Below are 20,835 nucleotides of genomic sequence, written 5' to 3'. Positions count from 1 at the left end.
AAGACATGTACGGCCGTCAATCGCGCGCAGTGGTTCTGTCGGGGTGCTCGGGTGGAGGCAAATCCACCGTGCTCGAGCATCTGGCGGCTCACGGATACCGCACAGTCGACGAGCCCGGTCGCCGAATCGTCCGGCAAGAACTCCGCACCGGCGGGCACGCCTTGCCGTGGGAGGACGCAGACCGGTTCGCGCGAGCGTGCATCGACCTCGCGCGCTGGGATCGCGAGGACGTCGTCGCCGACCGGTGGACCTTCTTCGATCGCGGGCTGGTCGACGCCGACACCGCGTTGCGTCACTACGCGGGCCGATCAGCGTGTTCGATCGAGGAGTTGCAGAGCTATCACGCGCGGGTGTTCATGACACCGCCATGGCCAGAGCTGTACGCAGCGGACGACGAACGGCAGTTGGGGCTCGACGAGGCAGTCAGTGAATACGGCCGTCTACTGCGCAGGTACGACGAACTCGGTTACAGCGTCACCGTCCTGCCGAAAGTGGGCGTCGCCGAGCGCGCCGAGTTGATTCTCGCTGAGCTCGGTCTGCGTGGTTGATCGGTCGGCCCGGCCGGAGCTTCCGGGGAGCGCTCACCCGACTTGCCCACAGTATCGATGGACGTCAATATCGAAGTATGTCGAATCAGTCAACGGCCGCCGTCGGGACCGGAACGATGCAGCGGTGCTCCCCTCTCGTCCGCGAGCCGCTTTGCGTCGAGGACGCCGGCGAGGTGTCGTCGGTGTTCAAGGCGCTCGCCGACCCGATACGGTTGCGCCTCTTCAGCTTGATCGCCAGCCACGCCGGCGGCGAAGCGTGCGTCTGTGACATCTCCCCCGCCGTCGATGTCGCGCAGCCGACGATCTCGCATCACCTCAAGGTGCTCAAGGCGGCCGGCCTCGTGGCATCCGAGCGCCGCGCCTCCTGGGTGTACTACCGCGTCGTCCCCGAAGCGCTGGCGACGCTTACCGCGGTCCTCTCTCCGGTGGACCAGCCCACCGGCACCCCGTGCGCGTCATGACCGGCACCTCTACGGAACCGGTGGCCGCACGGCTCTCCGGACTCGATCGCTTTCTGCCGATCTGGATCGGGGCGGCCATGGCCGCGGGGTTGTTGCTCGGCCGCGCGGTCCCGGGGCTCGGCACGGTTATCGAGAAGATACAGATCGACGGCGTGTCCCTGCCGATCGCTGTCGGACTGCTGATCATGATGTATCCGGTGCTGGCCAAGGTCCGCTACGACCGGCTCGACACCGTGACCGGCGATCGCAAGCTCCTCGTCGCCTCGCTGCTCCTCAACTGGGTGGCCGGGCCGGCGTTGATGTTCGCCCTCGCGTGGCTGATGCTGCCCGACCTCCCCGAATACCGCACCGGCCTGATCATCGTCGGCCTGGCGCGCTGCATCGCCATGGTGATCATCTGGAACGACCTCGCGTGCGGCGACCGCGAAGCCGCCGCGGTCCTGGTCGCGATCAACTCGGTGTTCCAAGTGGTCATGTTCGCTGTGCTCGGTTGGTTCTATCTGTCGGTCCTACCCGGCTGGCTCGGACTGCCGCAGACGCGAATCGACAGCTCGCCGTGGCAGATCGCTCAATCGGTTCTGGTATTCCTCGGCATCCCGCTGGTGGCCGGCTACCTCTCTCGCCGGATCGGCGAACGCCGACGAGGTCGTCAGTGGTACGAGGAGTCCTTTCTCCCGAAGGCCGGACCGTGGGCTCTCTACGGTCTGCTGTTCACGATCGTGATCCTCTTCGCCCTCCAAGGCGACCAGATCACCTCCAAGCCGTGGGACGTCGCTCGGATCGCCCTGCCGCTGCTGGCCTACTTCGCGATCATGTGGGGCGGCGGCTACCTTCTCGGCGCGGCCATGCGACTGGGGTACGCGCGGACCACCACTCTGGCCTTCACCGCGGCAGGCAACAATTTCGAGCTCGCCATCGCGGTGGCCATCGGCACGTACGGCGCCACATCGGGCCAAGCTCTTGCGGGCGTCGTCGGCCCGCTGATCGAGGTCCCGGTCCTCGTCGCGCTCGTGTACGTGTCTCTCGCACTGCGCAGACGGTTCGCCGCCGACGCTCCCGGGGACGGAGACGAAGCCGAAAACGCTTGAGGCCCCGGCTGTTCCGAGACCGGAACAGCCGGGGCGCCGAGCCTCACACCACGGTCAGTGCTTGTGGAGGGTTCCGCTGATCTCGTTCGGTGTCACGTCGAGCGACGCCTCGGCACTCACCGTGCCGGTGGACAACGACACCCGCTTGATCGTCTTCGTCGCGGGATCGGTCACATAGGCGGTGTCGTCACGGACGAACAGGGACGGCCGCGGCTCCTGCCAGTCCATCGGTTCCTGCCACTTGCCGACGACCGGAATCGACTTGACGTTCGCGCCGGAGACGACGTCGAAGACATGCAGATGTCCGTCGGTGCCCAGGATCAGAGCTTCGCCGCCGGGTCCACGGCCGAGCGAGCGGAAGCTGTAACTGGCGCCGCCCGGCATCTGGACCAACCGCTGCTTCTGGGCAGCGGTATCGATCAGAGCGAACTGCGTGGGGAATTCGCGCTCGGCATCCGGGTCGGTCTTGTAGTCGCCGACGAGCACCGGCGACGCGTCGCTGCCGACCTGAGTGGACGTGGCGCCGTACTCCGGATCGACGGAGGGCACCTTCACGAACGCGGCGTTCTTGAACAGGAGGACCCCGTCCTTGCAGCCGAGCCCGACCACCTCCCCGGACGCCACCGCCTCGCCGTGGACTCCCGGGCACTGATCACTGTGAGCGATCTGTCTGCCCTGCGCGTCGACGGCCCGCGCTCCGCGCCGGTTCTCCTCGTCGCCCACCGAGGCGACGATAGTCCCGTCGGTGAGTTCCACGGCGACGCCGTGATGCGGACTCGCACTCGTGTATTCGCGTGTGGTCGGTGCGCCGTCCGACAGTTCGTGCGGATCGAACGAGAGCGCCGACCCCGTGGAGTCGGTGAACAGCACGGTCTTACCGCCGTGCAGCACGACGTGACCCGGCTTCTCCCCGGGATAGACGAGATCGGTCAATTCGGCATGGGAGGCGTCCATCACCGTGAACCCCTTCTCGTCGGAGACGATGAGATGGTCGTCGTCTCCCGCCGGATTGACGCGAGTGAATCCGTCCATCGGAACCTTGCTCACCACGTCGAGGCTGGTGCCGTCGAGGAGCGCGATGCCTCCGTCGTAGGTGACGGCGATCGGTTCGGCGACTTCGGTTCCGTCGGGAGGCGTGCTCGACGACGCCGACTCGTCATCGGCCGACGAGCACGCGGTCATCGTGAGGGCGGCCGCGGCCGCCAGCGTGAGCACTACCCTGCTGTGCCGCACCCACTCTCGGTTGCTGAGCATCATTCACTGTCACCTTTCATTCACATGGGTGTCCGTCGAGGCCCGGGACGGGTCAACGCGACAGACCTGAACTGATACGAGAAGCGTTGGTTCGCATCATGGCGATGTAGCTGTCTGCCTCGGTGCCCCGCTCGTCGAGAGACTCCGAGTACAGCGGAACGATGGCGACCGCCGTCCGGGTCTCGGCTGCGAGGGCCTTCGCGAGGCGGTCGGGCTGGGACGTGTCGACGAAGATCGCCGACACCGCGGTGGTCCGGATGGCCGTCGCGAGCGATGCCAGGTCGGAGCTGCTCGGCGACGCGAGGGTGGTACCGCTCGGCACGACGGCGCCGATCACCTCGAAGCCGTAGCGATCAGCGAGATAGCCGAATACGTGGTGATTCGTCACCAGCTTGCGGCGATCCTGGGGAATCGCCGCGAAGAGCCCGCGCATCCACTCGTCCAGATCGTTCAGCTCCGAGAGATACGCCTCGGTGTTCGCGCTCAGCCGGGCCCGGTCGACGCCATCGATCTCCGCGAGCCGGTGCGAGACGGCACGGACCGCGTCGCGCATCCGGGTCGGGTCGGTCCAGAAGTGCGGGTCCGCGGCTCCGGAGGTCTCACCGGTGCGGAACGTGATCGGTCGGGCGGCCCCGCCGGCTTCGACGATCGGGACCCCGTCGCCGTGCGCGGCGCGCACATGATGCTCGATGCCTTCTTCCAGGCCCAGCCCGTTGTAGACGATCAGGTCCGCATTGCGCATGGCGCCCGCCTCGCGGGCCGAGACGGCGAACGAATGCGGGTCCGCGTTCGGCTTCATCAGGGTCATCACCGTCGCCTGATCACCCACCAGCCGACCGACGACGTCACCCAGAATGTTGGTGGTCGCCACCACCTGCGGCTGGTCGTCGTGCGCGATGCCGCAGCCGGTGAGCGCCACTGTCCCGAGCAGGGTCCCGATCACCGCTGCGAGCAGTGTCGCCACGAGGCGACGCGGCGGCGTCATCGACCGACCTCGACCATGAGCTCGGGCTCGACGTCGACCGGGAGGGTGCGTGTCCTGCGCAGGGAGTCGCCGTAGTCGAACTCGTGAACGGCTCGGGCCGTGGGCTCGGAGAGGTACGCCCGGCCGGTGTCGGCGGTCAGCACCTTCCCGGCCATGCCCGCAGACGCACCGGCCGTCGCGACCGGCCGCCCGGCGCCGGTTGCGGGGTCGACGGCCAGGGTGCGCAGTTCACCGTCGTCGGTGAGCACGATCAGCGTCTCGTCGCGCCCCGGGGCCAGAGCGGCGGACAGCCGGTCGGCCGAGGGCACCCACCGAAGCGACCCTGCCGAGGAGTCGAGCAGCCACGAGCCGGCCGCGGTGGCCGCGACGGCCCGGTTGCTGCGTGGCCGAACGCCGAACGCACCCGCCCGCGGTCCCCTGCGTCCGTAGTCGAGTACCTGTGCGGCGACCTCGCCGCCCCTGTCGGTGAAGAGGATGATCGCCTCGGCGCAGGACACCGCGACCGCGTTGCGCAGCAGCGCCGGGCCCTGCGGGTCGACGCAGGGCTGGGCCGGTCGGCGGGGATTTCCGTCCCGATCGGTGAAGACGACTCTTGAGGCGGGGCGGTCCGGACCGTCGCCCAAGCCCAGCACCAGGCCATCTGCGTAGGGCACGGCGAAACCCGCACTGCTGCGGGTGTCGATGGTCGAGATCGGGCGCGGGGCCGAACCGTTCTCCAGACCCCGCCGGTCCAGCACGGTCACCGAGCCTCCGCGCGCGCCCACCGCGGTGATCTCGTCCGCTCCCGACACGGTCGTGACGGCCGCGGGCACGGTCAGCGTGCCGAGCGGCTCGGTCGTCGCCCGGTAGTAGTGAACGTGATCGCCGTGATCGACGGTCCAGCCGCCGCTGTCCACCACTTCCAGGGTGTCGCCGTCGATCACGTAGACGAAACGGCCGTCCTCGTCCAGGCGCTGCGCCTCCGTGGTCAGGTCCACCGTCACGGTGCTCTCCTCCGCCGGGTCGAGGAAGCTCAGCTTCTTCCCGTTCCGGGCGGCGACGGCGAGCGCGATCTGGGGTTCGGACTTCTCTTTGGCTCCTTCGACGTAGCCGTGCGGGCGGTCGCTGCCGGCTGACCCGTTCTGCGGAGCCGGTTCGTCGGCGCCGCAGCCGGCGGCCAGGATGACAGTCGACGTCGCGAGCGCCGTCATCGCTGTTCGGACTGTTCGCGTTCGATTGGGCAAAAGTGTTCGCCTTTCATGTCGTCGGGTCGGCGATGCCACGGGCACGCCGCAGCACCGCGCGTCCGATGGTGCGGAGTGCGAGGGTGAGGAAGAACAGGACGACCGCGGTCGCGGCGATGGTGGCACCGGCCGCCGTGGCCCGATGCCAGGAGACGAGCAGCCCGACGAAAGTGGCGAGGGCGCCGAATCCGAACGCCACGAGCATGGCCGCGGGAACCCGGCGCACGATCAGCAGTGCGGACGCCGACGGCGCCACCAGCATGCCGAAGGCCAGCAGGGTGCCGACCACGCTGAAGGCGCCCGCCATCGCGACGGCGAGTGTCAGGACCATCAGCAGATTGGTCGCGGTCGGCCGCAGACCGAGCGTGCGCGCCTTGCGGACATCGAAGGTCACCGCGAGGAATCCCCGGTAGGACAGCGTTGTCACCGCCAGGACCGCCGCGACGAGTACGCACAGCCGCACGAGGTCGCCGTCGTCGACGGCCAGCACGTCACCGAATAGGAAGCCGGTCAGGTCGGTCGCGAACGACGAGGAGTGCGAGACGATGATGACCCCGACCGCCAGCAGTCCGACGAACAGCAAGCCGATGCTCGTGTCCCGGCCGAAGTCGCGGTGGGTGCGCATGGACTCGACCCCGAGCACCATCACCACCGCGCTCGCCGCCGCGCCGACGATCAGGTCGACCCCCGTCAGCGCCGCGACCGCGACCCCGGGAAGCATGGCGTGTCCCATCGCCTCGCCGAGGAAGGTCATGCCGCGGGCGATCACCCACACCCCGACGAGTGCGCACAGCGCCGACAGCACCACGCCGGCCCACAGCGCGCGCGCCATGAACGCGACCGAGAACGGCTCCAGTATCGTTGGGATCACGCGTTAACAGTAACGGTTATCAATGTCATTAACTCGAAGGGGTCCCGATTGACTGCCACCGGCTACACCGTGCGTGGGCTGAGCTTCAGATATGGCGCGACGACGGTCCTCGAGAATCTGACGACGACTCTGCAGCCGGGGGCGGTCACCGCCCTCGTCGGCGCCAACGGCACGGGCAAGAGCACGCTGCTGGAGCTGATCGCCGGAGTGCGCACACCGGACGCCGGCGAGATCACGCCCCGACCGCGACGCCCCGCTCTGCTGACACAGCGCAGCGAGCACATCGACGGCCTGCCGTTGACCGTCCGGGACTGCGTGCGAATCGGGACCTTCGGACAGGTTCCGTGCTGGCGCCCGACGGCACGGCGTGAGCGGCGCGCGGCAGAGGAGATGATCGAACGAGTCGGCATGACGCCGTTGCGGGAGTCCCGGATGCGCGACCTCTCGGGTGGGCAGCGCCAGCGGGTGTTGATCGCGCAGACGCTGGTTCAGCCGGCTGATCTCTATCTCCTCGACGAGCCCTCGACGGCGCTGGACGCCGGGACGCGAGAGCTCCTCTGCACCCTGCTGCGGGAACACGCGGACGCCGGTAAGACGGTGGTCGTGGCGTCGCATGATCGCGACGAGATTCGATTCGCCGACACGGTCATCGAGCTCGCGAGCCCGTCGATGTCGCGATGACCGTCGGGGCCGGCGCGGTCGGCTCCCGCACCGGTCCGGGGCGCGCCACGGGCATCCAGACTAGACTTATCGGCTATGCCCGTCACAGTGCCGCACGATCTCCCCGCCCGGGCCGTCCTGGAGGCGGAGAAGGTCTTCGTCATGTCCGACGAGCGCGCGGGGCATCAGGACATCCGCCCGATGCGGATCGCGATCTTGAATCTGATGCCGATGAAGGTCGCGACCGAGACACAGTTGCTGAGACTGCTGAGCAACAGCCCGCTGCAGGTCGAGATCACCTTGCTGCACATGTCCAGCCACGTCTCGCGGAACACGCCGCCCGGTCATCTCGAGTCGTTCTATTCGACCTTCGACGATGTGGCAGACAAGCACTTCGACGGATTGATCGTCACCGGGGCCCCGATCGAGAGGCTCGACTTCGAGGACGTCGACTACTGGCCCGAGATGACCAGAATCCTGGATTGGACACGCAGCAACGTGCAGTCGACGCTGCACATCTGCTGGGGCGCGCAGGCTGCGCTCTACCGGCACTACGGGGTCGGCAAGTACGAAGTGCGCCAGAAGATCTCCGGCGTGTTCACCCATCGCCTCACCGGCGCGAAGTCGCCGCTCGTCACAGGTTTCGACGAGGAGTTCCTGGCCCCGCATTCCCGGCACACCGATGTCCACGCCCGTGACATCGAGGCGACCGGTGCGGTCGAGGTGCTGGCCGTGAGCGACGAGGCAGGCGTCTTCCTGGCGGCCACTCCCGACGGCCGCGAGGTCTTCGTCACCGGGCATCCCGAGTACGACGCGGACACGCTGGCCCGCGAGTATCGGCGCGACAGTGACCAGCAGAGCGACGTCGCGGTGCCCGCACATTACTTCCCGGGCGACGACCCGACCGCGCTCCCGCTCAACCGCTGGCGCGGACACGGTCACCTCCTGTACACCAACTGGCTCAACTACTGCGTCTACCAGGAGACGCCGTTCGATCCGAACGGCGTCTGAGACCCGATCGATCGCCGACTTCGGCGCAGGGGCTCCGCTCCGTGCAGAAACCGGACTGATCCGTGCCGCCACGGCCTTGCGCGACGCGGACCCCGCGGGGGCACCTTAGGCTGACAGTGACGCCTGAGCCCACTGCTCACCGCGCCTGAACTGCGACGAAAGCGATTGACGTATGTGTACACGTGTTATGTGGCCGGACGCGGGTGGTTCGGTGGTCGTCGGACGCAACATGGACTTCGCGCGCGATCTGCACACCAACCTCTGGAAGCTCCCCCGCGGTGTGAAGCGCGACGACCGGGTCGGCGGAGGCCTCTCGTGGACCGCGAAGTACGGCAGCGTGGTCGCCGGAGTGTACGACATCATCTCCGCCGACGGGGTCAACGAGAAGGGTCTGGCCGGACACGTCCTGTGGCTGGCGGAGTCGGATTACGGCACGCCCGATCCGGCGCGCCCGCAGCTCGCCATGTCCGTGTGGATGCAGTACTACCTGGACAACTTCGCCACCGTGGCCGAGGCCGTCGAGTGGACCCGGGCCAACGACCCCCAGGTGGTTCCGATGGCCGACCCGACCGGAGGCAGCAAGCCCGCGATCCACCTCGCGCTCGACGACGCCGACGGCGACTCGGTGATCTTCGAGTACATCGACGGGAAGCTGAACGTCTTCCACAGCAGGGATTACTGGGTGATGACGAACTCGCCGTCGTACGACCGGCAACTCGAGCTCGTCGAGAAGTACGAGGGACTCGGCGGTGAGGATCCGATCCCCGGTACCTGCCGCGCCGAGGACCGCTTCGCACGTGCCCTGTACTACGTGCGGAATCAGCCGCGGCCGTCCTCGCGGCTGGAAGCCGTCGCCGCGATGGGCAGCATCATCCGGAACTGTGCGCAACCCTTCCGGAACCCCGAGCCGGGGAAGCCGGACGCCTCCACCACCCTCTGGCAGGTGGTGATCGATCTGACCAATCTCCGCTATGTCTTCGAATCGACCACGCGGCCGAACACCGTCTGGGTCGATCTGGCGGAGCTCGACTTCAGTGAGGGTTCGGGTGAGTGGAAGCTGAACCTGGTCGACCACCTCGAAGTGGAACACGGCCTCTCCGGCAACGTCACCAAGAAGTTCAAGAAGCACCGCAAGTTTCACCTCGTCTCGGTGAAGCAGAGTGAGCTGATCGGCGAACTCGTAGCGGAGGCTACGAAGACCATCGATCCGCTCAAGTCGGCGGAGACGCGGGCGGAGCGGATCCAGGAGAAGGTGGAGGCGAAGATCGCCGAGTTCATCGCCTCAGAGTAGGAATCTCGACGAACCCCCTGGTTGTGTCCGGTCAGCGGTGGGGCGTGAGAGTGATCGCGCCGATGACGGTGCCGCCGAAATAGGCCGGGCCCCGGTAGCCGCCGTGACCGTCGCTGTTGAGAATGACGCGATGTCCCGGGAAGAGGTCGACATAGCCGCCGGTGGCAGTCCGATGAATCGGGTACCGCCCGATGAGTACCAGTTGATCGCCCTCGACGCGGGCATCACGTTGCAGAAGGACGATCCCGGACGACGAGGTCGTTGACGTGTAGGAGCCCGGAGCGACGTCCGCGGCCGCCTGGCCGGCGGAGCCGAAGAGCGCCATGGCTCCGATCCCCGCCGCGATCGCGGCGGTCCGAACGACAGCGGTCCGAACGACAGTGGGGCTGGGGCGCATCGACATCGTCGTCTCCTGGCTGCTCGGGCCTATCAGCGTACGCCGCGCCGGTCGCTCAGCGCGAGCGAAGCCCGTCGGCGACGGTGGCGATGTACGTCGCGAGCAATCGGTCGAGCCGATCGTGGTCGGCACGCAGCGCCCCGGGGCGCCAGGCCAGTGCCAGCAGTCCGTTGAGGGTGGCCCAGAAGGCTGTCGCCAGATCGTCCGGATCGAGATCGGAGCGGGCGCTGCCGTCGGCCATGCCCGCGCGGATGGTCGCCGCGAGCTTGGCGTTCTGCTCCCCCGTCAGCTCCGCGATGTGGGCGACGGCGTCCGGCTCGTCGGGCGGCTCCACAAGGATGCGAAACTCGTGCGGCCGTTCCCTGGCGAACTTGGCGTAGGCGGCGGCCGCCAGCAGGAGGCGTTCCTCTGCGGTCCCCTCCGCGTCGTAGGCGGCGTCCATGTAGACCCGGCTCTCCCTCATCGCCTGCTCAGCCACCGCCGTGAGCAACGCCGACCGCCCGCCGACCCTGTTGTAGATGGTCTGGACTGCGACGTCCGCGCTTTCGGAGACCGCATCGAGCGTCAGCGCATCGGTGCCGCGGGTGGCGACGAGTTCGCGCGCGGCGTCGACGATCGCCTGACGCGTCGCCGCGGCGCGCCGCTGGGTACGCGTCATCGGCGCCTGCCCGTCCCCCGGCTTCGACGCCGACTGCTTCCGTACGCCACTGGGAGTCACGGACCCACCCTATCGACTTCCAACGGTGGAATCGATTCCAAGTCGGCTGCGGCCCTGCGGCCCGCTCAGACCGGTGCGGCGGCCGGTTCCGGACTCGCGGTGTTCAGCCCGAGCGGGTGTCGGACGTTGATCAGCAATCCCGCCACGACTGCCACGAACGCGAGGATGGCGGCCGCGACATAGAAACCGACACTGTCGCCGTGCACCATGGCGAGAGCCTGGAAATGAGGAATGTCCGCGGGGCCGCGGACCGAGTCCCGGTGATCGGTGATGTAGCGCGCGGCCGCGTTCGCGGCGATCGTGTTCAGCAACGCAGTCCCGACGGCGCCGCCGACCTGCTGCGAGGTGTTCACCATCGCCGAAGCGACACCCGCGTCGTACGGTGCGACTCCGAAGGTCGCCAGGTTCATCGACGTCATGAACACCGTTCCCATGCCGAAGCCGAGAATGATCAGACCGGGGAAGATCACGCTCCAGTATCGGGTGGCGTCGGCCGAGACCTGCGCGAGGATCAGCATGGCGCACGACCCGAGCAAGGCGCCGGGCACCAGCAGATACCGCGGCGGGACGCGGGTGATCAAGCGGGCCGCCACCTGCGTGGACCCGATGAGCATGCCGATCACCATGGGCAGGAACGCGAACCCGGCACTCAGCGGAGTGTAGTGATGCACAGTCTGCATGTAGAGGGTCAGGAACAGGAACGATCCGAACATCGCGATCACGGACAGCGCGACGGTCAGGTACGCGCCGCCGCGCGAACGGTCTGCGACCACGCGCAGCGGAAGCAGCGGATACGAGTACCTCCACTGCCAGCCTACGAACAGAGCGAGCAGCACCACCGCCGCCACCAGACAGGTCAGCGTCCCGCCGTCGGCCCAGCCCTTCTCCGCGGCCCGGCTGAAGCCGTACACCACCAGCGCCAGCCCGGAGCCGCCCAGCACCACGCCGAGCACGTCGAGCTTGACGACGTGGTCGGTGCTCCTCGGCGGCTCCTTGATTTCGAAGACCGCGCCGAGCAGCGCGACGGCCGCGATCGCGACGTTGATGTACATCGTCCAGCGCCAGTCGAGCACCTGCGTCAGCAGGCCGCCGAGGAGCAGGCCGACGGCGGCGCCGCCGCCGGCGATCGCGCCGAAGACGCCGAACGCGCGTGCACGTTCCTTCGGTTGCGTGAACATCACGGTCAGGAGGGAGAGCGCCGCGGGCGCCAGCAGGGCTCCGAAGGCCCCCTGCACGGCTCGCGCGGCGAAGAGCATCGCCTCATTGACCGCCGCGCCGCCGACCGCGGATGCGCAGGCGAATCCGACCAGGCCGATCATCAGCGCCCGGCGGCGGCCCCACATGTCCGCCACGCGGCCGCCGAACAACAGCAGTCCGCCGAAGGCGAGGGCGTACGCGGTGATCACCCACTGCTGGTTCGCGGTGCTGATTCCGAGATCCCGCTTGGCATCGGGCAGGGCGATGTTGACCACCGTGCCGTCGAGAACCACCATCAACTGTGCGAGACAGATGAAGACCAGGGCCTTCCAGCGGCGGGGATCGGGTTCGGTGACGGGTTCGGCTGCGGGCACTGACATCGGGTCGCTCGATTCGTCGTCGCTATCGTGCAATCTCAGGCAAGGTCAGCCAGAATCCTACGCACCGCGGGCACCACCTTCTCGCCGTACAGCCGGATGGACTCCTGCTGGTCGTCGTGGGTGACCGGTTGGTCGTATTTGAGGTCGAAGCGGTCGACCTTCAACGTGTGAACAGTCGCCGCGATCTTCTCTGCGACCGTCTCGGGGGAGCCGACGTACAGCGATCCGGTCTCGATCTCGCGCTCGAAGTCGCCCGCGGCCGGCGGCGGCCATCCCCGCTCACGCCCCATCCGTTCCCGCATCTCGAACCAGCCGTCGCGCACCAGATTCCGGGCCGCTTCGTCCGTATCGGCGATCAGCCCCGGCGAGTGGACCGCCACCGGCCTGCGCGGAACGCCGAACTGATCCTGCGCGCGCTCGAACAGGTCGACGTAACCGGCGAAGCGGTCGGCGGGTCCGCCGATGATCGCCAGGAACAGCCCGAAGCCGTATCGTGCGGTCCGGACCACCGATTCGGGACTGCCGCCGACGCCCACCCACGCGGTGATGCCGTGGGCGGTGGCCGGGTAAACGCGCTGGTCCGACAGCGAGGCGCGGGTGCTGCCCGACCAGGTCACCGGCTCCTCGGTCAAGAGCGCCGAGAGCAGGGCGAGCTTCTCCTCGAACAGCACCTCGTAATCGCGGAGGTCGTACCCGAAGAGCGGGAACGACTCGGTGAAGGACCCGCGGCCGGCGACGATCTCGGCTCGGCCGTTCGAGACCGCGTCGAGCGTCGCGAACCGCTCGAAGACGCGGACCGGATCGTCGGAGCTCAGCACCGTCACGGCCGAACCCAGCCGGATCCGTTCGGTCCGCGAAGCGATGGCGGCCAGGACCATCTCCGGACTCGACACCGCGAAGTCGGGCCGGTGATGTTCACCGACGCCGAAGAAGTCCAGGCCCGCTGCATCGGCGACCACCGCATCGTCCACCAGATCACGGATCACCTGCGGGTGGGGCACCGGCTGTCCGTGTGCGTCGCGGGTCACTCCGCCGAAGGTGTCCAGGCCGAATTCGATGTGGTTCACGGTTGGGTCAACGATCACCGTGGACCGAATGATTCCCGCACGTCAGCTCGAGACCCGGGCGGCGGCGCCCGCGTCGACGGGAAGCACGGTGCCGGTGATGTGGGCGCTGGCCTCCGCGGCGAAGAACAGGACCGCGCGAGTGACCTCCTCGGGTTCGAGGAAGGCGATCGGCTGCGCGTGCAGCATCGCCATCACCGGCTCCACATCCGCGCGCGTGGGTGCGTCCAGGTCTGGCCGCACCACCGAGTACAGCGCGTCGTTGTGCACCATCGGCGTCGAGATATTGCCCGGCGCAATGGCGTTCACCGTGATCCCGTGAGCGGCGAGATCGAGCGCCACGCTCTTGGTCATGCCGATGACGCCCCATTTGGACGCGCCGTACGCGGCCTGACCCTGTGCCGCGCTCCGACCGAGCATCGAGGAGATGGTGATGATGCGCCCGTAGCCGCGCGCGATCATTCCGGGCGCTACCGCGGCGAGCGTGTTGTACACACCGGTCAGGTTGCTGCCGATGACCTCCTCCCAGACGGCCGCGGACGCCTCGGTGATCGGCGACGTGCCGGAGACGCCTGCGTTGGCGACTGCGACGTCGACGCGGCCCAGCTCGTTCTCGGCGCGTGCGACCAGCGCCTCCATCGCCGCGCGATCGGCGGTGTCCGCCTTCACCGCGATGCATCGCCGCCCGGTGGCCTCCACCAGTCGGACCGTCTCGGCGAGATCCTCCTCGGTGCCCATCGGGTAGGCGATCGCGGGGCTGTCCGCACACCGATCGCAGACGACGACGTCCGCGCCCCGTTCGGCGAACGCGATCGCGTGCGCACGTCCCTGACCGCGTGCGGCTCCGGTCACCAATGCCACGCGATTGCTGAAGTCGTCCATGCCGTCTCCTTGCCGCCGGACGTGCGTCCGGATCGTCGATCGAAACTCGTCTGTCCAGAGGACACACCACATCTATCAGTCGCGGCGAGTCCGTGCGCCCACTGAGCGGGATCGCGTCCCGCGACAGTGCCTTCGGCCGCACCGCCGGTGCGGCTTGCCCCGCGCGGCTCTTGGTGAAGGTTAAGAGACAGCGCCTATCCTCACTCCCGATGAGTACTTCACACAGGGTGACCGCGCGCGGGTACGCGGTCATCGCCGCCGTCGCGGGTCTGGTCGCCCTCGTAGCTGCCATCGCCACACCGTTCCTGCCGGTCACCGAGCGGACATCGTCGTTCGACTGGCCGCGGGGCCAGAGCATCTCCGCCGACAATGCGTCGGTCACGGCGCCCCTGGCGACGCAGACCGCCCGGCGGCTCGACGTCACGGTGAATTGCCGGGTGCTCCGGGAGGCGGGGGCGGAGGGCTCCACCGCGGTCGTCGTGTCGACGGTTCCCGCCTCGGCGCCGCGCGACATCCGCGACACCGCCCTCGTGGTCACGTCCGGTCCTTCCGGTGCGACGGTCAACGTGCGCGGATCGGCGTTGACGAGCATCGACCGCGCGGGCCTGAACAACTGTTCGCAGCTGCGCTTCTGGGCGTCGGAGGACTCCTTGGGAGCTCAGTTCGTCGGCGCCGGCGCACCGGTGCACGGTGATCCCGCCACCCGGCCGGCGGTCGCCGGAGTCTTCACCGATCTGTCCGGGGACGCCGTGCGACGGGCACAGCAGGGCCTGACCGTGCACGTCGACGTCGACAACGCCTTCGACGTCGCCCGAACCGCGCTCAAGACCGCGGTCATCGTCATCGGTGTTCTGGCCGCCCTGGTGGCGCTGTTCGCGTTGAGCCGCCTCGACGCCGTGTCGCGCTTCCGGGCGCCGACCGCCGGGCGCCGACCGCTCCGCAGGCTCGTCGCACCGAGCGTCACCGATCTCACCGTCACCGCCGCCCTGCTGATCTGGCACGTCCTCGGAGCGGGCACCGCCGACGACGGCTACGTGATGGTGATGGGCCGCAACGCGACCGACGCCGGGTATCTGTCCGACTACTATCGCTACTTCGGTGTCCCCGAGGCGCCGTTCGACTGGTACTACTCCTTCCTCTCCCACTGGGCCACGGTGAGTTCCGCGGGCGTCTGGATGCGTCTGCCGGGCCTGGTGGCCGGGCTGGTGTCGTGGTTCATCCTCAGCCGCGTCCTGCTACCCCGTCTGGGCGCCGCCATCCGATCCTCACGGTGGGCGGTGTTCAGCGCCGCCGCGGTGTTCGTCGCGTTCTGGATCGCCTTCTGCAGCGGCCTGCGGCCGGAGCCGATCATCGTCGCAGGATCGCTCGCGACCTGGTGGCTGGTCGAGACGTCGATCGCGACACGCAGGCTGCTGCCCGCGGCGCTCGCGACGTTCGTCGCGTTGCTGACACTCGCCACCGGACCGCAGGGCGTCATCGCCGTCGCCGTTCTGATCGTCGGCTCCCGGCCGATGCTGCGAGTGGTCCGGACACTGCGCGGGCAGTACGGTCTGCTGCCGCTGTTCGCGCCCGTCGCCGCGGCCGTCTCCCTCATCTGCTTCCTGGTCTTCCGCACCCAGACCTTGGGCGCGGTCGTCGAGGCGATCCGGGTCCGGTACGTCGTCGGCCCGACGCTGTCCTGGTACCAGGAGTTGATGCGGTACTACTTCCTCACGCTGGGGACCCCGGACGGTGCCCTCGCCCGTCGTGTACCGGTGCTGCTCCTGCTCGCCACACTGGGGTTGACGACCGCGGTCATGATGCGGCGCGGCCGCCTGCCGGGCTTCGCACGCGGCCCGGTGTGGCGACTGATCGGCAGCGTCCTCCTCACGATGGGTCTGCTCTCGTTCGTGCCCATGAAGTGGACCGTCCAGTTCGGGATCTTCGCCGGGTTGGCCGCCGCCTGTGCCGCCGTCGCCACCGCGGCGATGATCCGGGTGTCGGCGCATGCGCCGCGCACCCTCTGGACGTACGTCACCGTGCTGGTCGGCGCGTGTGCCGTCGCGACGGCCGGCGACAACGCCTGGGGATGGTCGTACGACTACGGCATCCCGTGGTTCGACAAGGCTCCCGTCCTCGCCGGACGACCGGTGTCGACGCTGTTCCTCGTGCTGACCGCGCTCTCGTTCCTCATGCTGGTCTGGGTCAGCGTGCGGCCGCACACCGCACGTCCCCCGTCGGCCGCAGCGGTCCGCCGGCGCCGCATCGTATCGGCGGTGCCGGTCCTGCTGATCGCCGCAGCGCTGGTGCTCGCCGAGTTCGCACTCTTCGGCAAGGCTGCGCTGAGCCGCTCGGACACCTATACGGCGTTCAGCGCCAACGCGCGCGCCCTGACCGGGAGCGCCTGCGGGATGGCCGACCGCGTGCTCGTCGAGAAGGATCCGAACGTCGGGATGCTGCAGCCGGTCGGGGCCGTCGACGCGTCGCGGGCGCTCGCCGGGGAGTCGACGGGGTTCTCCCCCGACGGCGTCGCCGACGATCTGACACCCGATCCGGTCCGGCTCGGCGCCGGCACCCTCCGCACCGCGACGCCCGGCCACTCGTACTCCGGCGACGGCGCTCCAGCGGGTACCACCGGGGGTACCGGTCCGGAGACCGCGAACGGCGGCACCGTGGCACTGCCCTTCGGTCTCGATCCGGCCACCACTCCGGTGCTCGGCAGCTACGGCTTCGACAACGGCCGGGCGGAACTGACCACCGACTGGTACCGGCTCCCCGACCGGACTACGTCTCCGCTGATCGTCATCACCACGGCGGGTTCGGTCTTCTCCGTGGGACAGGACGGGGCCGTGACCGCCGGCCGCGATCTGCATGTCGAGTTCGGCGTCGACACCGACGGGGAGTTCACCCCGGTGGGTGCGCCGTTCGTTCCCATCGATCCGGGTCCCGACCACCCCAACCGGCCGTGGCGCAACCTGCGGATCCCGATGGCCGCGATCCCGCCGTCGGCGACCGCGATGCGGATCGTCGCCGTCGACTCGAACCTGAGTCCCGACGAGTGGCTGGCGATCACCCCGCCGCGTGCCCCGCGGCTGCAGACCCTGCAGAACGTCGTCGGCAGCCGGGAACCGGTGCTGTTGGACCTGTCGGTCGGCAGTCAGTTCCCCTGCCAGCAGCCGGTGACCGCGCGCGACGGGGTGTACGACGTTCCCCGATGGCGCATCACACCCGACCGGACCACGACCTATTCGACGTCGAAGAGCTGGCAGGCCGCGTCCTCCGGCGGAATCCTGTCGGTGTCGGAGTCGCTGACCAGGCCGTCGACGATGGCCACCTACCTGGAGAACGACTGGTACCGAGACTGGGGCAACCTCGTGAGACTCGAACCGCTCGTGCCGGATGCACCGGCCGCTGCGTTGACCACCGCGACAGTCCGGCAGGCCGGCTGGCGCAATCCGAGCACAATCGTGGCTGGAGGTACCGATGAGTGATCGGACACCGAGCCCCCGGACGGTCCGCATCGCACGGATCGTCGCCGTCGTGGCCGGCGCCATCGGCATCCTGCTCGCCCTCGCGTCGCCGTTCCTGCCGGTCACGTACGCCAAGACCGAGATCACCTGGCCGCAAGCCACGTCGTCGACGTCGGCGCCGACCGTGGCGAACATCGCGGCGCCCAACGTCTCGTACAACCCCGTGTCGATGGATGCGACCGTGCCCTGCTCGCTGGCATCGCTGTTGCCGGCCGACGGCGGCGTGCTGCTCTCGACCGTGCCGAAATCCGGTGTCGACGCGCGCAAGGTGGGCCTGTTCATCAGCGCCACCCACGACAACCTCCTGGTCACCCAGCGCAACGCCGTGCTGATGACGATCCCGCGCGAGCAGGCGCAGCGCACTCCTGAATGCCGCATCGTCGTGCACGCCGACACCGCCGGCACCCGCGGCGACGTCGAGGGACTGACGGTCCCCGACTCGGCCTTCGACATCCGCGATCCGAACGCGCGGCCGCAGATCATCGGCGTGTACACCGACCTGCCGGCCACCGCCCCCACCGCCGGGCTGAGCTTCCGCTCCACCGTCGACACCCGGTTCAGCACCAGCCCCACCCCGCTCAAACGCACCCTGCTGATCGTCGGCGTGGTCGCGACGATCCTGTCTCTCATCGCACTCGCCGTGCTCGATGCCCGGGACGGGCGACGCCTGCGCCGACTGCTGCCTCGGCGCTGGTGGCGACCGACCGTGCTCGACGGATTCGTCACCGCGGTGCTGCTGATCTGGCTGATGATCGGCGGCAACACCGCCGACGACGGCTATCAGGTGACGGTCGGGCGCGTGGCGCCCGGCGCGGGTTACCTCGACAACTATTACCGGTACTTCGGTGTCCCCCAGGACCCGTTCGGCTGGCATTACCAGTACCTGGCCAAATGGATGGAGGTCAGCACCGCGATCCCGTGGCTGCGCCTGCTGCCGTTCCTGTTCGCGATCGTCGGATGGTTCCTGATCAGCCGCGTGGCGATCCCGCGACTGGGTCGGACGATCGCCGGTTCCGGTGTCGCACGCTGGGCCGCGGCCCTGGCCTTCCTCGCCGTGTGGCTGCCGTTCAACAACGGCCTGCGCGTGGAACCGGTGATCACCGTCGGCATCCTGCTGACCTGGGTGCTCGTCGAACGCGCGATCGCCACCGGCCGACTGCTCCCCTTCGGTCTCGCGATCGTTTCGGCCGCCTTCACCCTGACCATCCACCCGGTGGGCGCGGTCGCGGCGGTCGCGCTGCTGGCCGGGCTCCGGCCGATGCTCAAGCGGGTGCTGTACCGGCGGCGTCGCGACGGGCTGGCGCCGATGCTGGTGCCCCTTGTGGCGGCGGGTCTGGCCGTCCTGTACGAGATCTTCGCCGACCAGCCGCTCGCCACGATCGTCGAGGGCGTGCAGGCTCAGGGCATCGTGGGTCCGACCAATCACTGGTGGACCGAGGCGATGCGGTACTACATCCTGCTCAATCCGACACCCGACGGCTCCATCGCGCGCCGGGTCGGGATCTTCGTGACGATCCTGTCGGTGCTGCTCGTCGTCCTCGTCCTCGTCCGCAAGCACAGCGTGCCGGGTGTGGCGACCGCGGCCCTGTGGCGGCTCGTGGCCGTCACCGGCGGCGCCGTGGCGGTGCTGGCCTTCGTCCCGACCAAGGCGACCCACCAGATGGGCATCTTCGCCTGCCTGGCCGGGCCGCTGGCCGCGGCCGCGACCGCCTTCCTGAAACCGAGTGTGCTTCGGCGCCCATGCAACCGGACGTTCTTCGCCGCGGCGTCGGCGTACGCGCTCGCGGTGGCCTTCGCCGGCCGCAACCAGTGGTGGTATGTGGGCAGCTACGGCATCCCGTGGTCGGACGACACGCCGCATATCGCCGGCATCGGTTTCTTCTGGCCGATCTTCGCCGTCGCCGTACTGCTGACGGCCGTCGGACTGTGGCAGTACTACCGGGACGACGGCCGAGCACAGTTCGCCGACGCCGCGGAACCCTTCCGGCGCCCGGAGCCGAGCCGTATGGCCGACCTGCCGATGTACTCCCTCGTGATCGTCTCCGCGGTGATCCTGGCCTTCAACATGATCTCGTTCGGCAAAGCGGCCAGGACGCAATCGGATTCGTGGACCTGGGCGAGTTCCAACATCGCGTCCCTGCAGGGGCGCCCGTGCGCACTCGCCGACGCCGTGCTGGTGGAGGCCGATCCGAACACGGGTCTTCTCGCGCCGGCGCAGTTGGCCGGCCAGCGGCCCGCGAGCGCCGGCCAGGCCCTCGCGGGCGGAGCGACGCCCCCGGCCGGGTTCTCATCCGACGGCGTGCCGACGCACTTGGAGACCGACGACAGCGACACGTCCAGCAGTGACACCGACGCTCATCCCGCCCAAGCGGTCGACCAGGATCAGACCGGGCAGTCGACCACCGGTGATTCGACGACCGCCGACACCACCTCCGACACCAGTGGCGGCACCACGGTCAGCCGTGGTGTCAACGGTTCGTCGGTGAAGCTGCCCTTCGGTCTCGACCCGCAGCGGGTGCCGGTGCTCGGGAGCTTCGGTGCGCCCGCCGGGACCGGCCGCCTGACCTCGGACTGGTACCAGCTGCCCGAACGCTCCGACGATCGGCCTCTGATCACCCTGTCGGCCGCGGGTGCGGTGGAGTCGATCGACGAACTGGCGGTCCGGCATCCGGGCCAGCAACTGCGGCTCGAAGCCGGACGGGTGCAGCCGGACGGCACCGTTGCAACCGTCGCGTCCCTGACACCGTACGACGCAGGCGGCGCACCGCAGTGGCGCAACCTGCGGTTCCCGATGGCCGAGATTCCTCCCGGCGCGTCCGTCGTCCGGATCGTCGCCGAGGACACCTCGCCGGGCTACGATGCCTGGCTGGCCGTCACGCCACCGCGTGCCACACGACTGCAGACGCTCAATTCGCTCGTCGGCAGCGATGATCCGGTACTGCTCGACTGGGAAGTCGCGTTCGCGTTCCCCTGCCAGCGCCCGGCCGGCGTGGTGCACGGCATCCTCGAGACGCCGAAGTGGCGCATCACCCCCGATGCGGTCGGTGAACGGGTGAACTCGGCGCAGTGGATGGCCGGCGACTACGGCGGCTCGCTGGGCATCACCGAGAACGAGCTGCGACAGACGGAGGTCCCGGCCTACCTCGAGAACGACTGGGGCCGTGACTGGGGTTCACTGCAGCGGTTCACCCCGCTCCTGCCGCAGCACGACGCCGAACTCACCGTCACCCACGAGGACCACACCGGTCTCTGGACTCCCGGGCCGATGCGGGTGATCCGCAACTGAATCGGGACAG

The 20,835-nt window shown here is 68.8% G+C and carries 17 protein-coding genes; 8 read left to right on the top strand and 9 right to left on the bottom strand.

The features are described from left to right. The first annotated feature begins 5 nt into the window (after nucleotides 1-5). The 3 genes from ACK8HH_RS09650 (at nucleotide 6) to arsB (ending at nucleotide 2,097) form a co-directional block, all read left to right on the top strand. Complete coding sequence (locus ACK8HH_RS09650) at nucleotides 6-548, top strand: AAA family ATPase (protein ID WP_062367861.1); 543 nt, start codon at nucleotides 6-8, stop codon at nucleotides 546-548. Nucleotides 549-625: 77 nt separating this feature from the next. Beyond that, on the top strand, nucleotides 626-1,009 hold the full coding sequence (locus tag ACK8HH_RS09645) for an ArsR/SmtB family transcription factor (protein WP_045538211.1): 384 nt from the start codon (nucleotides 626-628) through the stop codon (nucleotides 1,007-1,009). Then, nucleotides 1,006-2,097 carry an ACR3 family arsenite efflux transporter gene (gene arsB, locus ACK8HH_RS09640; RefSeq protein WP_039866870.1) on the top strand — a complete coding sequence of 364 codons (1,092 nt, stop codon included), beginning with the start codon at nucleotides 1,006-1,008 and terminating at the stop codon, nucleotides 2,095-2,097. Before ACK8HH_RS09645 ends, arsB begins: the two co-directional genes overlap by 4 nt. A 54-nt stretch (nucleotides 2,098-2,151) precedes the next feature. Here the strand turns inward: arsB and aztD are convergent, their stop codons facing one another. Genes aztD through aztB form a run of 4 tightly spaced genes read right to left on the bottom strand, consistent with a single transcriptional unit; the run spans nucleotide 2,152 to nucleotide 6,430 of the window. Further along, nucleotides 2,152-3,354, bottom strand: a complete 1,203-nt coding sequence (gene aztD / locus ACK8HH_RS09635; protein ID WP_412475150.1) for a zinc metallochaperone AztD — start codon at nucleotides 3,352-3,354, stop codon at nucleotides 2,152-2,154. Nucleotides 3,355-3,403: 49 nt separating this feature from the next. Next, nucleotides 3,404-4,336: a zinc ABC transporter substrate-binding protein AztC gene (gene aztC, locus ACK8HH_RS09630; RefSeq protein WP_278127359.1), complete on the bottom strand. Its 933-nt coding sequence runs from the start codon at nucleotides 4,334-4,336 to the stop codon at nucleotides 3,404-3,406. Then, complete coding sequence (locus ACK8HH_RS09625; protein WP_045538210.1) at nucleotides 4,333-5,526, bottom strand: hypothetical protein; 1,194 nt, start codon at nucleotides 5,524-5,526, stop codon at nucleotides 4,333-4,335. Before ACK8HH_RS09625 ends, aztC begins: the two co-directional genes overlap by 4 nt. A 46-nt stretch (nucleotides 5,527-5,572) precedes the next feature. Then, the gene (gene aztB, locus ACK8HH_RS09620; protein ID WP_052692401.1) at nucleotides 5,573-6,430 is read right to left on the bottom strand and encodes a zinc ABC transporter permease AztB; all 858 of its coding nucleotides are present in this window, start codon (nucleotides 6,428-6,430) and stop codon (nucleotides 5,573-5,575) included. Nucleotides 6,431-6,478: 48 nt separating this feature from the next. Between aztB and aztA the strand changes: the two genes are divergently transcribed. The 3 genes from aztA to ACK8HH_RS09605 all read left to right on the top strand — a co-directional run bounded on the left by aztA (nucleotide 6,479) and on the right by ACK8HH_RS09605 (nucleotide 9,392). Further along, nucleotides 6,479-7,111, top strand: coding sequence for a zinc ABC transporter ATP-binding protein AztA (gene aztA, locus ACK8HH_RS09615; protein ID WP_278127358.1), 633 nt, complete (start codon nucleotides 6,479-6,481; stop codon nucleotides 7,109-7,111). Nucleotides 7,112-7,186: 75 nt separating this feature from the next. After that, nucleotides 7,187-8,101, top strand: a complete 915-nt coding sequence (gene metA / locus ACK8HH_RS09610; protein ID WP_045538208.1) for a homoserine O-acetyltransferase MetA — start codon at nucleotides 7,187-7,189, stop codon at nucleotides 8,099-8,101. A gap of 172 nt (nucleotides 8,102-8,273) precedes the next feature. Beyond that, entirely contained in the window at nucleotides 8,274-9,392 is a 1,119-nt protein-coding gene (locus ACK8HH_RS09605) for a linear amide C-N hydrolase (RefSeq protein WP_278127357.1), read from the top strand. Nucleotides 9,393-9,423: 31 nt separating this feature from the next. Here ACK8HH_RS09605 and ACK8HH_RS09600 read toward each other — a convergent pair whose 3' ends face one another. The 5 genes from ACK8HH_RS09600 to ACK8HH_RS09580 all read right to left on the bottom strand — a co-directional run bounded on the left by ACK8HH_RS09600 (nucleotide 9,424) and on the right by ACK8HH_RS09580 (nucleotide 14,030). Further along, on the bottom strand, nucleotides 9,424-9,795 hold the full coding sequence (locus tag ACK8HH_RS09600; protein WP_101841569.1) for a hypothetical protein: 372 nt from the start codon (nucleotides 9,793-9,795) through the stop codon (nucleotides 9,424-9,426). Between the two features lie 49 nt (nucleotides 9,796-9,844). Continuing rightward, nucleotides 9,845-10,447: a TetR/AcrR family transcriptional regulator gene (locus tag ACK8HH_RS09595; protein WP_039866831.1), complete on the bottom strand. Its 603-nt coding sequence runs from the start codon at nucleotides 10,445-10,447 to the stop codon at nucleotides 9,845-9,847. A 125-nt stretch (nucleotides 10,448-10,572) separates the two neighbouring features. After that, nucleotides 10,573-12,084 carry an MFS transporter gene (locus tag ACK8HH_RS09590; protein WP_412475149.1) on the bottom strand — a complete coding sequence of 504 codons (1,512 nt, stop codon included), beginning with the start codon at nucleotides 12,082-12,084 and terminating at the stop codon, nucleotides 10,573-10,575. 35 nt (nucleotides 12,085-12,119) lie between these two features. Continuing rightward, complete coding sequence (locus ACK8HH_RS09585; RefSeq protein ID WP_222111421.1) at nucleotides 12,120-13,151, bottom strand: Atu2307/SP_0267 family LLM class monooxygenase; 1,032 nt, start codon at nucleotides 13,149-13,151, stop codon at nucleotides 12,120-12,122. Between the two features lie 42 nt (nucleotides 13,152-13,193). Continuing rightward, nucleotides 13,194-14,030, bottom strand: coding sequence for a mycofactocin-coupled SDR family oxidoreductase (locus tag ACK8HH_RS09580; RefSeq protein ID WP_045538204.1), 837 nt, complete (start codon nucleotides 14,028-14,030; stop codon nucleotides 13,194-13,196). Nucleotides 14,031-14,239: 209 nt separating this feature from the next. Between ACK8HH_RS09580 and ACK8HH_RS09575 the strand changes: the two genes are divergently transcribed. Both ACK8HH_RS09575 and ACK8HH_RS09570 read left to right on the top strand, forming a co-directional pair. Continuing rightward, nucleotides 14,240-17,500, top strand: a complete 3,261-nt coding sequence (locus ACK8HH_RS09575) for an arabinosyltransferase domain-containing protein (protein WP_278127356.1) — start codon at nucleotides 14,240-14,242, stop codon at nucleotides 17,498-17,500. After that, nucleotides 17,493-20,825, top strand: a complete 3,333-nt coding sequence (locus ACK8HH_RS09570) for an arabinosyltransferase domain-containing protein (protein WP_278127355.1) — start codon at nucleotides 17,493-17,495, stop codon at nucleotides 20,823-20,825. Before ACK8HH_RS09575 ends, ACK8HH_RS09570 begins: the two co-directional genes overlap by 8 nt. Nucleotides 20,826-20,835: the final 10 nt, after the last annotated feature.

The sequence above is a fragment of the Gordonia sp. LUNF6 genome (assembly GCF_047041125.1).
GTDB lineage: Bacteria > Actinomycetota > Actinomycetes > Mycobacteriales > Mycobacteriaceae > Gordonia > Gordonia sihwensis.
Note: the sequence above shows the minus strand (reverse complement) of the source record. Positions and strands in the feature narration are given on the sequence as shown.

Excerpts from the sequence above, each read along its gene's own strand:
- ACK8HH_RS09650 (WP_062367861.1), top strand. The coding sequence starts at position 6 with ATGTACGGCCGTCAATCGCGCGCAGTGGTTCTGTCGGGGTGCTCGGGT.
- ACK8HH_RS09645 (WP_045538211.1), top strand. The coding sequence starts at position 626 with ATGTCGAATCAGTCAACGGCCGCCGTCGGGACCGGAACGATGCAGCGG.
- arsB (WP_039866870.1), top strand. The coding sequence starts at position 1,006 with ATGACCGGCACCTCTACGGAACCGGTGGCCGCACGGCTCTCCGGACTC.
- aztD (WP_412475150.1), bottom strand. The coding sequence starts at position 3,354 with ATGATGCTCAGCAACCGAGAGTGGGTGCGGCACAGCAGGGTAGTGCTC.
- aztC (WP_278127359.1), bottom strand. The coding sequence starts at position 4,336 with ATGACGCCGCCGCGTCGCCTCGTGGCGACACTGCTCGCAGCGGTGATC.
- ACK8HH_RS09625 (WP_045538210.1), bottom strand. The coding sequence starts at position 5,526 with ATGACGGCGCTCGCGACGTCGACTGTCATCCTGGCCGCCGGCTGCGGC.
- metA (WP_045538208.1), top strand. The coding sequence starts at position 7,187 with ATGCCCGTCACAGTGCCGCACGATCTCCCCGCCCGGGCCGTCCTGGAG.
- ACK8HH_RS09605 (WP_278127357.1), top strand. The coding sequence starts at position 8,274 with ATGTGTACACGTGTTATGTGGCCGGACGCGGGTGGTTCGGTGGTCGTC.
- ACK8HH_RS09600 (WP_101841569.1), bottom strand. The coding sequence starts at position 9,795 with ATGTCGATGCGCCCCAGCCCCACTGTCGTTCGGACCGCTGTCGTTCGG.
- ACK8HH_RS09595 (WP_039866831.1), bottom strand. The coding sequence starts at position 10,447 with ATGACGCGTACCCAGCGGCGCGCCGCGGCGACGCGTCAGGCGATCGTC.
- ACK8HH_RS09590 (WP_412475149.1), bottom strand. The coding sequence starts at position 12,084 with ATGTCAGTGCCCGCAGCCGAACCCGTCACCGAACCCGATCCCCGCCGC.
- ACK8HH_RS09580 (WP_045538204.1), bottom strand. The coding sequence starts at position 14,030 with ATGGACGACTTCAGCAATCGCGTGGCATTGGTGACCGGAGCCGCACGC.
- ACK8HH_RS09575 (WP_278127356.1), top strand. The coding sequence starts at position 14,240 with ATGAGTACTTCACACAGGGTGACCGCGCGCGGGTACGCGGTCATCGCC.
- ACK8HH_RS09570 (WP_278127355.1), top strand. The coding sequence starts at position 17,493 with ATGAGTGATCGGACACCGAGCCCCCGGACGGTCCGCATCGCACGGATC.